Below are 14,594 nucleotides of genomic sequence, written 5' to 3'. Positions count from 1 at the left end.
TAATAATAGCATTTTAAAGCTGTCAGTCATTTTTTATGGATGATATGCTCTTGATATGAATGGCTGCCGTTTGTTTAATAGATTTTATCTATGTATGTATAGCAATTATCTGTTTGACAGGTGTTTATATATGCTGTATCTTTGCAGTACAAGAAATAAAAAAGTATAACATATAAAAAATAAGAATTATGAAGACATTAGATTATTTGCATTTAGATGCATCAGCAGCAAACAAAGTAGTAGAAGCATTACAGCAGTTATTAGCCGACTATCAGGTATTTTATACAAACCTTCGCGGATTCCACTGGAATATAAAAGGACATGGATTCTTCGTGCTTCACAGTAAATTTGAAGAAATGTACGACGATGCAGCCGAAAAGGTAGACGAACTGGCAGAACGTATCCTGATGTTGGGTGGCGTACCGGTAAATAAATTCAGTGAATACCTGAAAGTGGCAAGAGTTAAAGAAGTATCAGGCGTTTCCTGTGGTGATGAAGCTCTGGAAAATATCCTGAATACTTACGGACAGTTCATCGCCGAAGAGCGTAAACTCCTTTCTCTTGCGTCGGAAGCAGGTGATGAAGCTACAGTAGCGCTGATGAGCGATTATCTGAAAGAACAGGAAAAATTGGTTTGGATGTTAGTAGCTTATTCCACTTGCGATTGCAAGAAGTAATGAGAAGTAAGTGTAAATATAAATAATTCATTCGTTGCGTTAGAAAGGAGGATGCCGGGAGGTATCCTCCTTTTTCCATTTCTTATGTATATCAATGGTTTTTGCTTTTGGGTAAACTATAAATCTCTTATTTTTGTTCTTATTTATCTTATAAAAACATTGTTATGGAAACAACAGGAAAGATTGCAGACAAAGGAGTATTGGGTTATATGGATTCTCTTGAAAGAGATAAATATGCCTCCGGTAAAAAAGGAACAGCCAGTTTATACAAAGCAACCCGAAATCAGTTGGCATTATTTATCGGTCAACGCAAATTGGATTTCAAACGTGTGAATACCCAGTTGGTAAATGATTTTGTCGACCATCTGGAGTCATTGAACCTGAGCCGTAATTCAGTAAGTAATTACACCAGCATACTTCGCGCCGTTTATAATTGTGCACTTTCTGAAAACTTAATTGCTCCTGGTGAAAATCCTTTTCAAAAGCTTCGCCTGCGGCCGGTTCAGTCTTATAAACGTTCGGTAGGAGCTGATGTAATAAAGGAAATGACACAAATGGATTTGAAAGCAAACAAATCGCTGGATTTTGCACGCGATCTGTTTCTTTTTAGTTTTATGGCTTGTGGGATGGCTTTCGTCGATCTTGCCCACCTGACTTATAAAAATATACATGGTAACGAGTTGGTATACTCTCGTGTTAAGACTAAAACGGAAATCCGCGTAAAGATTACTTCGGGTATGCGTCGCCTTTTGGAAAAGTATGCTGATGCTAATTCGAACGCATTATTTCCTATATTAAAATCATTAGATGCCTCTTATGAAACATATAAGGTGGCTCTAAGGACTTATAACCGTCGTTTGGAGAGGATAGGGAATAAGTTAAGTTGTCCGGTAAAGCTGACATCGTATGTTGCCCGCCATTCCTGGGCAATGAGTGCTAAAGAAAATTCAGCACCGATATCGGTGATCAGTCAGGCACTGGGACATACTTCTGAAGAAACGACTCGTTTTTATCTAAAAGAACTGGACCAATCGATAATTGATAGGGTGAATATGAAAATTATAGGGTTTGTAGAAAAATGGGTAAATAAACAATCGATTAAAAATTGACGCTTATTTACTAAATAAGGGTCATTGCCTTAAAAATGGTAGGTGAAAAATCATAATCAGTAATACCCTATACTACCAAAAGGCTTGAAAATCTATGACAGCGCAAAGGTAAATTTTTTAAATTGATAAAACTTTAGCCGGAAGATATTTTGTGTCATAAAAAAGGTTAATATTAAATTAATGATACTGGAATTTGCGAAAAGATACTGCTAAAAATGCTAGAAATGAGATGATTATACAATTCAAAGGCTGCCGCTAAAAATCCTTTAACCGAACTTAGCAGAACTACAAAATGATAAGAAATAAATTCATTGACGTTTATTTAAAGAATCGCCGGGTTTATAATATTATTTTACTAAATAAATACTACTACCTAACATTTCGGATTTCTCTTCCCTCTATTTGAAGAAAATAAATCATAACAAAATAAGAAAGAAACCTATTATCGGTGAAATTTCTCTTCCTGAAGTTTCTTTTTAGTATTGTATATATCAGATATATAGTGGTTTAAACCCAATGACCCTTATTTAGTAAATAAGGGTCAAAACGAAACGCACTAGTATGTCGCCCGAAATGATGGGACTGACGAACTTTGTTATGCAGAAAAACTAAATTTAAATACATGGCAACAGATTCTATTACAGGCTTTTTAGCCTCTGCCTTGGGGGAAAAAGAAAAAGCAGAATTTCTAATTGTTCTTTGTTTTTTAATATCATTATTCTTTTCTGCATTTGTTCTGCCTCGTGTATTAGTCATTTCCAAACGAAAACGTTTGTATGATGATCCGAATGCACGTAAAAGTCATACACAAGCAGTTCCTCGTTTAGGAGGCTTTGTATTTGTTCCTGCAATATGTATATCCCTGTCATTTACAACAGCCGTTCGATTCATGATGAATTTTCCTTTTAATTCGGCATTGACAGGGTATACATTGTTGGAGCTATTATTTTTATTAACCGGAGCTTTATTTTTATATCTGGTAGGAGTAAAGGATGATTTAATAGGAGTTCGTTATCGGAAAAAATTTATGGCACAATTTCTGGTAGCTTCTTTATTTCCTCTCTCCGGCTTATATCTGAATAACATGTATGGATTATTCGGTGTTTATGAATTACCGGCATTGATAGCAGTTCCTTTTAGTATCGTATTGGTTGTATATATAACGAATGCCATAAATTTAATGGATGGGATTGACGGTCTGGCGGCAGGAGGGAGCTTGATTTCTTTCATAACGTTCGGTATACTTTTCTTTCTAAAATCAGAATGGGTTTATTGTATGCTGGCTTTTTCCATTGTGGGCTGTGTGTTACCTTTTTTGTTTTATAATACATTAGGTTCGGTCTCACATGGAACAAAAATATTTATGGGTGATTCCGGCTCTTTGTCTTTAGGATATTTACTAGCATTTTTTGCTATTAAGTATGCTATGTATATTCCTGAGTCCGGATATCATGTAGAGGATATGATTATTCCGTTTTCCTTGTTGTTTATTCCGGTTTTTGATGCGTTACGTGTGATGATTGTCCGGTTTTATCAACGTGTTCCTGTCTTTTTGGCCGACAGAAACCATATTCATCATAAATGCCTGGATGCCGGTTTTACACATTTACAGGCAACAGGTTTGTTGCTTGGATATACGCTGATCATGCTGCTATTTAATTTGATGCTTGTAGAATATGTGAATTTTAATATAGTGGTAGTTGTCAACATGCTGTTTGGTATATTGATGAATTACTTGTTAGGAATTAAAATAGGGCAAAGAAAAATAGCTCATAAAGTATCGATGTCCGGATTGAAAAAGTAAATAGAAAAAAGATGCAAAAGCCTTTGATTTCAATTGTTGTTCCAGTTTATAATGCAGGTGGTTATTTGGTGGCATGCCTGGACAGTATTGTCAATCAGGATTTAAAAGAAATCGAGATAATTATTGTAGATGATGGATCGACGGATGATAGCGGAAAGATTGCTGATCAATATGCTGCGGAAGATCCACGTATCCGGGTTATTCATCAGGTAAACGCCCATTTAAGTGCCTCCCGAAATGCTGGAATGAAACAGGCTACAGGAGAATATATTGCATTTGTAGATGCGGATGATTGGATAGAAGCAGATATGTTTTCGTCTATGTATAAAGTGGCACTACGAGAGGGTTCGGATATTGTTATTTGTAGTGTTGCTGTGGAATATACGAAAGATGGTTATGTTTCTTATGAAAAGATTAGTCAGGAATATACAGAGCGGGACTCGATGAATTTTTATTCTCTGTTTGTGGAACTATCGCAATTACATTTATTCAATTATGCCTGGAATAAAATATATCGGACACAACTTCTCAGGGATAATAATTTGAATTTTCGGGTAGAGGCTCCTTTTGAAGACATTGCTTTTAATCTAGAGGTATTGAAAGTGATTAAAACTGTAAGTGTATTACCGAATACCTTTTATCATTATATGCGTAGAGACGTAATGACTATTATTTCTTCTTACCGACCTCGATTTTTAGAAGCTCATAAGCAGAAAGAATCTATTTTTCAATCATTTTTTGATCAGTTTGGAATAAATAAAACCGTATCCGATGATTATCTCTGCAGAATGAAGGTTCGTGATTATCGTGTTTTTATGTATACTTTATATCGTCCCGGTACGAAGTTGTCGCGAAAAGAACGTTTGAATATCTTGGAGACTGAATATTTCTCGTCGCTATTGCTAAAAAGGATGGTAAAAAAAACACCGGTAGAGGATGTTCATCAAAGACTGTTTCGTGGGTTATTACTTTATACATCTCCATTATTGATGGATTTTTGTTGTTCTGTATTATTGTTTCTCAGATATCGTCTGGAGTTTCTTTACAGGAAATACCGGAAGACTAGAATGATTTCTGCAAAATGAGGACAAGTACGGTTGACGGCATAGCTCGTATTATGTTACTTTGCCTACTTCTGATGTCTTTTACCAAAGTAGTACCTTATTTACCTGTTATACCGGATCCGGTTTATTATGGTGTTTTTGTGGCATCTTTGCTTTGGATGGTTTTTAGGGGAGGATTCATACTTTCATATACCTGGCTACCTTTCTTGGTTGCTATATTTCTTTCGATCGTAGTAAATGATATACCGGCTTATTTCCAAGTAGGATTTCGGGTAATTGCCTTTTTGTCAGTGACTTTAACAATAGGCCCTTTTCTGGTAAATCCAATAATAACGATGTGGAGGCGTTTATTATTTATTCATAGTTTGACATTTATCCGCTGTATTGTAATTTTTTCATTTTTAGCTTGGATAATTAAAAAGGATTTGGTGTATGGGAAGAGTGGTTTTGAAGGATTTGCCAGTCAGTCCATGTTACTTGGATTGTTAGCTGGGATTTCTCTTCTATATAGTTTATACAGGTTTTATTTATTTCCTAGATTATCAACTCGTTATAAGGAAAGTGGTATAATGGTTGTTTCCTTACTGATCTTGATATTAGCGGGTTCTCGTTCGGCCTTAGGGAGTACGATGGTTGCTGTTGCTTTTTTTTACAGTCGGATATACCGTCATCATGTGATGCGCTTGGGGAAAGTTGTTTTTACAATATTATGCCTGGCTGTTTTGACTTCGGGTTTTTGGTGGTCTCATACGGAAAGATTGCGAGAAAAAATGGAAAATGGTGAAAAATCAGGAAGCCTGACGAGTTCAAGAGATGCGTTATGGGAAGACCGAATGAATGAATTTAAGGCATTTCCGGTTTTTGGAGTTGGCTTTGCAAGTATAGTAGAGGGGCAAAGGGATCAGGTTACCGGAACGATAGAGCCGGGAAGTAGTTGGCTGTTTATATTGTCCTCTATGGGAATCGTTGGTTTTTTGTCTTTTGCGATTCCTGTTTTCAAGATTGTTTATCGGCTGTTTACAAAAGAGTCAGGTGGAATCAATGGATATTTGTTGGGCGCTCTTTTGTTCTTGTGTTTGTTTCATATGATTTTTGAAGGATATGTAATAGCATCCGGAGCTTATTCCTGCTTTTTCTTATGGTTGTTATTATCTGAATGTAATAGAGTAGTTAAACTAAATAATTGATTGGTATGATAAGATTGATACCTAATGCAATAAGACATTTATATAAAGTGTTACCACGTTTGTACAGATTGCGTTTGTTGGGAGTCGGTGTTTCTGTTTTGGTGATGGCTGTTTTGGATTTGTTGGGAACAGGAATTTTATTGCCTGTACTGCTGCTGGTTCTCAATGAGGAGGTTGTACTGGAAAATAAATATTTAGCTTCGTTATATGATTGGGGGAATTTTGATGGTATCCGGTCGTTTATGTTTTTTATTTGTATGTCGGTTCTGCTTTTTTCTATAGTACGTGTCTGTTTGCTTGCCCGATTGCAATATAAACAAAATCAACGCTTATTTTCGATATCCAGTTATTTGTCCATGCGGTTATATCGTTTTTATTATTCTAAAGGGTATTTATATATTAAACGAAATAATAGTCATCGATTAGTCAATCAGGTAAATTGTATTGCAGACAATTTGATTAAAGGGTATTTTGTTTCTTATACGCAATTGTTATGTGAATGTATTGTTTCCGGTTCTATTCTTATCGGATTGATAATATTCGATATTTATGTTTTTTTGTTAGTGGTACTTACATTTGTTCCTATCACTTTACTTTATTATCGTTTCTCCCGTTCACGGATCAAAGAGTATGGAAGAAGGTTGTTTTTGCTAGCTCCTCAAAAAGGGAAATTATTACAACAAACTTTTATTGGATTTACGGATATGGAGATGAATAATACGTTTCCGAATAGTACGAAGCGATTTTCTGATTTACTGGAAGAACAAAATTATTGTATAGTACGTAATTTATTATTAAGTAATTCATTACAGAAAGTATTGGAAGTAGCGGTTATATGTTCGGTGGTGGTATTGATCGTTGCTTCACAGTTGTTTGATTTTCCCTCTTTAGGACTGATTGTTGGTGTGTTTGCCATTGCTGTTTATCGTGTTTTGCCGGGAATAATTAAAAGTACCGGATATATGTTTCAAATGAAAGCAAACTCATTTACCATAAATCTGTTGTCGGATATGGAATCAGGAGAGTCAGCAACAGGTATTGTTGAGCAACATCCGATAGAATTTAAAGAATTGATCTCAATCCGTAATCTCAGTTTCTCGTATAGTAAGGAGAAGCAAATATTCAACAACTACTCTTTGAATATTCAGAAAGGAGACTTTATCGGTTTTCGGGGAGAATCCGGTTGTGGTAAGTCGACATTGTTTCATCTGATATTGGGCTTTTTGAAGCCGGATTCCGGAGGAATTTATGTAGACGGAGTCGAATTGTCGACCGATAAACTGGCATCATGGCGAAGTAAAATCGGATATGTGTCTCAACAATTATTTATGGTGGAGGGCTCATTACTCGATAATATTATCATGGGATCAGATGAATGTAACAGTATGGAGAGGGTAAAACAGGTGTTACGTCTGGCTTCTTTGGATCGTTTTGTCGAAACCCTTCCGGAAGGTGTTTTTACACCGGTAGGTGAAGGTGGCAGTCTGTTGTCCGGAGGTCAGCGCCAGCGATTAGGGATAGCCCGTGCTTTATATAAAAGAGCTGAGATATTGATGTTTGACGAAGCAACTTCATCACTGGATGAAGCGACCGAGCACCTTATCAACGATTCGATTGTCCGGTTGTCGGAAGAATGTCCCGGACTTACGCTTCTGGTTATTTCCCATCGTCCGGAATCGTTGTCTGTATGTCGCAAAATTATAGATATTTGTAATATGCAGTAAAGGATGTGCATTCTATGTTTTTATGTAAGTAAAACATAGAATACGCACCTTCATCTATCAGAATCAGGTTTATGATTCCAGTAATTTTAGCAGATACCCTCCCGTCGCACATACAAAGAGTGCGCCTCCTATTATTTTTTCGGGAGCCGGGTAGATTTCCCGGAGATCGAGAGTATCGCTCCGATGGCTGCCAGGGCTACTTCCGTATTCTTTTGGAGAACCGCCAGTATTGCCACTATCGTCAGCAGGAGGATACCCAGGTTTATGTTTTCCTTTGCCCCGAAAAAGCATCCGGGCAATGGTTGTCAGAAAATTAAGTACGGCTTCAAGATATTTCATGTTGGATAGTATTTTGTATATATTGACTGATTGATGTGAGCAATTGTCGATAAGTTTCTCGGTTGTCGCCGTTTACTTCGCTGATGTAGCGGCTGTAAGCGATCTCTTTGGCATAAGCCTCCGGATGATAGCTGATAGAAGCGGCTGTTGAATAAACGGTACGGATCAACCGGGCAAAATCGAAGAAACTCTGTTCATCCGATTCATAGATACGAAACTGCAGGTGAGAGATTCCGCCATCTTCAATCTTAGGTGTTTTAGCACCTTTCCAGTAAAGTGACGGTTGACCGTATCCGGTAAGTCCGAAAAAATTATGATTGATTTTACAAAGAGCACTTTCTCCCCAACCGCTTTCAATAGCAGCTTGGGCGAGGATAACGACCGGATTCAGTTTGTAATGTTCCCCGGCTGCCTGGGCAGCCGGAAGGAACTTTTGGATAAACTCTTTTTTATGCATATCGCAGCCTATTCGATAACCGGTCTGTCGTCATCGGGTGTGGAAGACGATTTTTCAGAGGATAACGGTTTGATTTCTTCGTACGTAGCATTCTTGCGAATGTCGCTTAACATAGTACCCGGAACATATACGATACGTGCGTTTTTGAAAAGAGAGGTGTTGAACTCTTCCTCTGTGGCAGTCCCTTTACTACCGGCTACCATGCGGAAGTTACCCAGGCGACCCATCTGGATGATATCGCCCTCTTCGAGTCGCTCCTGCATAACGGAGAGAAGACCTTCGACAACTAACATGACATCACCGATAAAAGCAGTGCTTCGCATGGCGATCATCTCACAGAGTTTTTGGAAACTGACTTTTTTCAAAGCCCTGACTTGTCCGTAATAGAGCTGAGCGCCTTTGGCAGCATCTTTACTCATATCGGGACGTTTGACTAGATGGAAACTTAAAGACATGATGACTAAATTTTTAATTGAACAATGTGCCAATATGCCGATGGAAATAGTCCGGAAGCGATTGGCGGTTGATTGATTGGTTATCGATAACAATTCAAAGGTACGATAGCGGGGAGGGGTGGTTACCGGTTAGGAACAGTTCTGAATAGATAGCAGTAAATAAAATGAAATATGATTGTTTATTTGTTGAAATTCAATAAAATAAGGAAGCGCTTCTCTTGCTTGTATGGTATTTTTTTCGTTACTTTATAATATATAAATCAATAAAAAAGTACCCCTATGAGCAGAAATAATTATCCGGAAGACGAAAAGATACCGGTAAAGAGTTATGGCTTTACAGAATTAGGATTGTTATATAATCCGGATTTGCAGCCGGCATCGGCAGCCCAGTCATTAAAACGTTGGATCAACCATAATACACAGTTGGCAGCTGCTCTCATAGAAACCGGCTGGTGTAAAGGTCAACGTAAGTTTACTCCGCTACAGACCGGACTGATCTTTCGTTTTTTGGGGGAACCCTGAGAATTGAAAATAGAGAGTTGAAAATTGAGAATTGAAGAGTGCTTTCGGGGGAATTAATTATCTTTGTATAATCCTTACCGGAAGGAATAGATTTGAAATGAATAAATGAAGTAGAGTATGGCAAAGAAAATACCTTATGGACTGACGGATTATCTTCGTATTGTTACAGAAGATTATTATTATGTGGATAAGACACGTTATATTGAAGAGCTGGAACAGACTGCATCGTTTCTGTTCCTGATCCGTCCGCGTCGTTTCGGAAAATCTTTGTTCCTAAGTATGCTTTACTGTTACTATGATGTGAGATATGCCGATAAATTTGACGAGTTATTCGGCAATCAGTATATCGGTAAACATCCTACCGGTGAACAAGGAAAATATCTGGTGCTATATTTCAATTTTAGCGCCGTTCGTGGTACGGGACAAGCGTTGGAAGATACCTTCAATAGCTATGCTAAAATTCAGATGGAGGCTTTTGCCGATCAATATGCTTCGTTTTTTGAACCTGATTTTCCTAAAGAAATCAGGGAGCTGAAGACAGCTGCCAGTCAGTTGAACTTTATCGGTAAACGTGCTGCCATGCTAGGGTTGCCTATTTATCTGCTGATCGATGAATATGATAATTTCACCAACACGATCTTATCCAGTGAGGGTAATAATGTGTATCGTGCCTTGACACATGATTCAGGTTTTTATCGCGGATTTTTTAATATTGTCAAAGCAATTACTACGGGGCCGGATGCACCTGTTAAACGGATGTTCATTACCGGTGTGTCGCCTGTTACACTGGACGATGTAACGAGTGGGTTCAATATCGGGATGAATATTACGACTGATGATCAATTTAATTCGATGGTAGGTTTTAGTGAATCGGAACTATCCGATATGTTGTCTTATTATCAGTCTGAAGGTATGTTGTCTGATCCGATTGAAGATATTATTCGAATGATGAAACTCTGGTATGGTAATTACTGTTTTACGAAAGAATGTATTGGGCAGAGCTTGTACAATTCGAATATGATACTCTATTTTCTAAGTAATTATTTACAGAAAAAACGTCCACCCTCTGAAATGATGAATTATGATATTCGGGATGATTTCAGTAGTTTGAGCCATTTTATCCGTGAAGAGGAAGGTTGTTCGGTGATCATACGTTTAATTGATACAAATGAGATAAATGGAAATACGGTCAAAAACTATTTTGCAGCTAAGAAGCTAGTCAACCCTGTAAATTTTATTTCTCAGCTTTACTATTTAGGTTTACTTACGTACGATCGGGTAGAATATGGTGAAACGATTATGAGAGTACCGAACCAGATTGCCCGCAAACAGATTTACAGTTACCTGGTAGAAGCCATACAGAAACGTGAATCGGCAATCGGTTGCGATGCGTGAATTTGAAGATTAGTCATTCGGAAAAATAGTTCAGCATGAATACAGATATCAGAAAACTTCCAATCGGAATACAGAGTTTTGAAGATATACGTAACAAGGGGTTTGTATATGTAGATAAAACCACCTTGGTATATAAACTGGTCAAAACAGGTAAGCCCTATTTCCTGAGCCGTCCCAGACGTTTCGGCAAAAGCCTGCTGTTGTCTACGCTGGAAGCCTATTTTCAGGGTAAGAAGCATTTGTTCGAGGGATTGGCTATCGAACAGTTGGAGCAGGAGTGGGAGACGTATCCGGTGTTGCATTTGGATCTGAATGCAGAGAAATACGACTCAGCTGAAGCCTTGAATGCTATTTTAAGTTCTCATCTTACACGTTGGGAAGAATTATATGGGAAAGGAACGGATGAGCAAACATTATCCACCCGTTTTGCCGGTATTATTCGCCGTGCAGCCTTGCAGACCGGGAAACAGGTGGTTGTACTGGTTGACGAATATGATAAGCCGTTATTACAAGTACTGGGCAATGAAGTGTTGATGAAAGAATATCGTAATACATTAAAAGCCTTCTACGGAGTACTGAAAAGTTCAGATGCCCACCTGCGTTTTATATTTCTGACCGGTGTAACCAAATTCGCCCATGTCAGTGTTTTCAGCGATTTAAACCAATTGGCCGATATCAGCATGTATCCCGATTATGCAACCATTTGCGGGATCACCCAAGATGAATTGCAGGCGAATTTCATACCGGAGCTGGAAGCTCTTTGTGTGGAAAAGAACCTGACAATGGAAGAAACCGTTCGTCTGATGACACTCAAATACGATGGTTATCATTTTCGAGAGAAAACTCCGGGCGTTTTTAATCCGTTCAGTGTCCTGAATAGCCTGCGTACGCTCCGTTTTGACAATTATTGGTTTCAGACAGGTACTCCGACCTTTTTGGTAGAATTACTGAAAAAGACAGATTACGATCTGCGTCTGATTTTGGACAGTATAGAGATGCGCGCCTCTGCCTTTTCCGAATATCGTGTGGAAGCCAACAATCCGATCCCATTACTCTATCAGAGTGGTTATCTGACCATAAAAGGTTATGATGAAGAGTTCGGTTTATACACGTTAGCCTTTCCCAATGAAGAAGTGAAATATGGTTTTATCGATTTTATCACTCCTTTTTATACAGCCATTACGGAAGACGAAAGTGGCTTTTACATTGGCAAGTTTGTTCGCGAGCTACGTGCCGGAAATGTAGACGATTTTATGAAGCGGCTGGAAGCTTTTTTTGCCGACTTTCCTTATGAATTGAACGACAAGACAGAGCGTCATTATCAAGTTGTTTTTTATATCGTATTTAAGCTGATGGGGCAGTTCTGTGAGGCGGAAGTTCGCAGTGCCAGGGGACGTGCCGACGCTGTAGTGAAAACAAAAGATTATATATTCGTATTTGAATTTAAACTGAACGGCAGTATGGAAGAAGCCCTGAAACAAATAGATGATAAAGGTTACCTGATCCCCTATCAAGCAGACGGTCGTCGTTTGATAAAAGTCGCCGCCTCTTTCAGTCCCCAATTGCGGAATTTGGCAGAATGGGTAGTCATTGAAAATTGACGATATATTAGGAAAATATGAGCTATATATTCAGTTTGTATTAAGGAACGCTGATGACGCAGACGAGCGCAGATAAACGCAGATAATATATTGTTTTAAAGAAAATAAAAAGTCTGCGAGCATCTGCGTATTCTGCGTCATCTGCGTCCCCTAATGCGATCTGAATAGACTCACATCTGACAAATAGTGAATCTTTCCAAACCCTTAAACTAATAATAATAAACCAATTAATATAAGTCAACTAATAAATAACCGGATATTTATGTAATAATTCCGGACCAATAACTGATGCCCAAAATTCTTTCGGATAATCCAATCATTATTGTATTGGTTTACTCAGGTAAAAGTAATCAAATATCTATACCCATTTTGTTGCTTATAAAAACACCTATATAGAAATAAGTTTTTTAAAGTCCTTTTTAATTCTACTTATATGAAATATGTTACAGTAATCCCTGCTCGCGGGGGATCAAAACGCTTGCCGGGGAAAAATATTTTTCCTTTGGGAGGTAAGCCTTTGTTGGCCCATTCCATTCTTTATTCCCGGCAGGTTCTACCTGATACGGAAGTATATGTATCGACTGATAGTGAGGAAATAGCTCGTGTTGCATGTGGGTATGGGGCAGAAGTGATTGAACGACCGGATGAATTATCCGATGATTTATGCTCGACGGATTTGGTTATGCAACATGCTGCAACGGAGCTTCTTTTAAAAGGGAAAGAATTCGATTATATGATCCTGCTACAAGCTACTAATCCGCTTCGTCCGGCAGGAATGATGGACGAAGCCATCCGAGTGATTGAAACTGGTCAATATGATAGTTTATTTGCAGTTTCTCCTTTAGTTCGGAAATTAGGTCGTCTGATCGATGGAAAGTTTATTCCCTGGAATTTTGTCTTCGGCCAGCGTAGCCAGGATATGGAGCCTCTTTATTTTGAAAATGGCCTGTTGTATGTCACTAGTAAAGAGCAGATATTAAAAGGGCATATTCGTGGTGAATCATTATTTTCTTTAATTGTCGATCATCCATTTGGATCTTTGGATATTGATACACGGGAGGACTTTGGAATGGTGGAATATTATGCACATAAATATTAATAAGAGAAAATATGAAAACATGTTCATGTCCTTTATGTAGTAAAGGAAATTATGATCCATCGGAGTTTCAGGTTGATTTATCTAAACTAAAAAGAAAACGTCCAATTGGTGTCAGTGGTTTGATACGGGTTAAAGATGGGGCTAGGTGGTTAGCCCAAAGTATCGATACATGTATCGGTGCATTGGACGAATTAATTATTTGTTATCAAGAATCAACAGACGAAACTGCTGCTATCGTAGAACAAAAGAGGCAGCAATATCCGGATAAGATTAAAGCCTATTTTTATGCACCGCCAGTATATGCTCATTCTTTAACTGAGGAAGATTTTTGGTATGCATATCACTTGCCAAAAGATTCGATTCATTTACTAAGCAACTATTATAATTATACGTTGTCGAAAGCAACCTACCGGTATGCGATGAAGATTGATGCCGATCAGCTTTATTTTACAGATCGTTTATTAAAGTTATGTGATGCATATAGAGGTATTGAAGACTATAAATTTTCTTTAAAGGAATGTATAGCTTATAACTGGGGACGCATTTTTTTTAGATTGTGTAGATGTTTTTATTGGTCTATAAAAATAATGGATAAACTCCCTTCTTATGGAATAATTATGGAGATGTATAGATCTTATATATATAGGTTGGTACATAAGAATAAAATATCGGTTTCCCTTTCTGGTATAAATTTGTATAGGGACAGAGAAGAATGGGGCGTTCCTGTCTTTACAAAAGGATGTGAATTGCCATTAGTTTTCAATGGATGTGGAGATCTTTTCGTTTTTGAAGTTTCAGATCAAAGTTTTTATATACCTTTTTATCAATCACCTAAAGAATCTGATCAATCAGATAGTATAAAATGGAATTCGGGGTATAATGTTTATCGTATAATTGAAAATTTTCATTATGATTCAAAAATCGTACATGGTGGATTTTTTTGGTATCACATGAAGTTTATAGATGTATATGAATTTGATAAAAAGCCTATATCTTTAGGTGCTTGCTATAATGATTTAAAAAATATGAAAATAGAGACTTTGTTTAAATCCGGATTGATTAAAAATACTAAATATTATTTTATTCCTCATTTATTTTTCTTTAAGTATGATAAGGATCTTCCTTATCTAGAGAAAATTGTTAGAAATTTGTGAAATATAG

The 14,594-nt window shown here is 37.5% G+C and carries 14 protein-coding genes; 11 read left to right on the top strand and 3 right to left on the bottom strand.

Going from position 1 to position 14,594, the window contains the following annotated elements; translation table 11 throughout:
• The first annotated feature begins 188 nt into the window (after positions 1-188).
• From DXD68_RS16695 to DXD68_RS16670, 6 genes are all read left to right on the top strand, one after another.
• The gene (locus DXD68_RS16695; RefSeq protein ID WP_048318171.1) at positions 189-677 is read left to right on the top strand and encodes a Dps family protein; all 489 of its coding nucleotides are present in this window, start codon (positions 189-191) and stop codon (positions 675-677) included.
• 164 nt (positions 678-841) lie between these two features.
• Entirely contained in the window at positions 842-1,786 is a 945-nt protein-coding gene (locus DXD68_RS16690) for a tyrosine-type recombinase/integrase (RefSeq protein ID WP_122362655.1), read from the top strand.
• A 622-nt stretch (positions 1,787-2,408) separates the two neighbouring features.
• Positions 2,409-3,590 (top strand): glycosyltransferase family 4 protein, encoded by a 1,182-nt coding sequence (locus DXD68_RS16685; protein WP_122362654.1) that lies wholly within the window; start codon positions 2,409-2,411, stop codon positions 3,588-3,590.
• An 11-nt stretch (positions 3,591-3,601) separates the two neighbouring features.
• Positions 3,602-4,675, top strand: coding sequence for a glycosyltransferase family 2 protein (locus DXD68_RS16680; protein ID WP_122362653.1), 1,074 nt, complete (start codon positions 3,602-3,604; stop codon positions 4,673-4,675).
• Positions 4,672-5,841 carry an O-antigen ligase family protein gene (locus tag DXD68_RS16675; protein ID WP_122362652.1) on the top strand — a complete coding sequence of 390 codons (1,170 nt, stop codon included), beginning with the start codon at positions 4,672-4,674 and terminating at the stop codon, positions 5,839-5,841. The genes DXD68_RS16680 and DXD68_RS16675 overlap by 4 nt, the downstream gene beginning before the upstream one ends.
• A 5-nt stretch (positions 5,842-5,846) precedes the next feature.
• Entirely contained in the window at positions 5,847-7,565 is a 1,719-nt protein-coding gene (locus DXD68_RS16670) for an ABC transporter ATP-binding protein (RefSeq protein WP_122362651.1), read from the top strand.
• A 69-nt stretch (positions 7,566-7,634) separates the two neighbouring features.
• Here the strand turns inward: DXD68_RS16670 and DXD68_RS16665 are convergent, their stop codons facing one another.
• Genes DXD68_RS16665 through DXD68_RS16655 form a run of 3 tightly spaced genes read right to left on the bottom strand, consistent with a single transcriptional unit; the run spans position 7,635 to position 8,816 of the window.
• Positions 7,635-7,904, bottom strand: coding sequence for a hypothetical protein (locus DXD68_RS16665; RefSeq protein WP_122362650.1), 270 nt, complete (start codon positions 7,902-7,904; stop codon positions 7,635-7,637).
• Positions 7,891-8,361 (bottom strand): glucosaminidase domain-containing protein, encoded by a 471-nt coding sequence (locus DXD68_RS16660; protein WP_122362649.1) that lies wholly within the window; start codon positions 8,359-8,361, stop codon positions 7,891-7,893. Before DXD68_RS16660 ends, DXD68_RS16665 begins: the two co-directional genes overlap by 14 nt.
• An 8-nt stretch (positions 8,362-8,369) precedes the next feature.
• Positions 8,370-8,816 carry an HU family DNA-binding protein gene (locus tag DXD68_RS16655; protein WP_122362648.1) on the bottom strand — a complete coding sequence of 149 codons (447 nt, stop codon included), beginning with the start codon at positions 8,814-8,816 and terminating at the stop codon, positions 8,370-8,372.
• A gap of 279 nt (positions 8,817-9,095) precedes the next feature.
• Here DXD68_RS16655 and DXD68_RS16650 point away from each other — a divergent pair, with 279 nt between their 5' ends.
• From DXD68_RS16650 to DXD68_RS16630, 5 genes are all read left to right on the top strand, one after another.
• The gene (locus DXD68_RS16650; RefSeq protein WP_122362647.1) at positions 9,096-9,338 is read left to right on the top strand and encodes a DUF4248 domain-containing protein; all 243 of its coding nucleotides are present in this window, start codon (positions 9,096-9,098) and stop codon (positions 9,336-9,338) included.
• A 117-nt stretch (positions 9,339-9,455) separates the two neighbouring features.
• Positions 9,456-10,733, top strand: coding sequence for an AAA family ATPase (locus tag DXD68_RS16645; protein ID WP_122362646.1), 1,278 nt, complete (start codon positions 9,456-9,458; stop codon positions 10,731-10,733).
• A 35-nt stretch (positions 10,734-10,768) separates the two neighbouring features.
• Positions 10,769-12,334, top strand: a complete 1,566-nt coding sequence (locus tag DXD68_RS16640; protein WP_122362645.1) for an ATP-binding protein — start codon at positions 10,769-10,771, stop codon at positions 12,332-12,334.
• Positions 12,335-12,767: 433 nt separating this feature from the next.
• Positions 12,768-13,433 carry a cytidylyltransferase domain-containing protein gene (locus DXD68_RS16635; protein WP_122362644.1) on the top strand — a complete coding sequence of 222 codons (666 nt, stop codon included), beginning with the start codon at positions 12,768-12,770 and terminating at the stop codon, positions 13,431-13,433.
• Between the two features lie 11 nt (positions 13,434-13,444).
• Positions 13,445-14,587 carry a hypothetical protein gene (locus DXD68_RS16630; RefSeq protein ID WP_122362643.1) on the top strand — a complete coding sequence of 381 codons (1,143 nt, stop codon included), beginning with the start codon at positions 13,445-13,447 and terminating at the stop codon, positions 14,585-14,587.
• Positions 14,588-14,594 lie beyond the last annotated feature (7 nt).

The sequence above is a fragment of the Parabacteroides sp. TM07-1AC genome, from assembly GCF_003480915.1.
GTDB lineage: Bacteria > Bacteroidota > Bacteroidia > Bacteroidales > Tannerellaceae > Parabacteroides > Parabacteroides chongii.
Note: the sequence above shows the minus strand (reverse complement) of the source record. Positions and strands in the feature narration are given on the sequence as shown.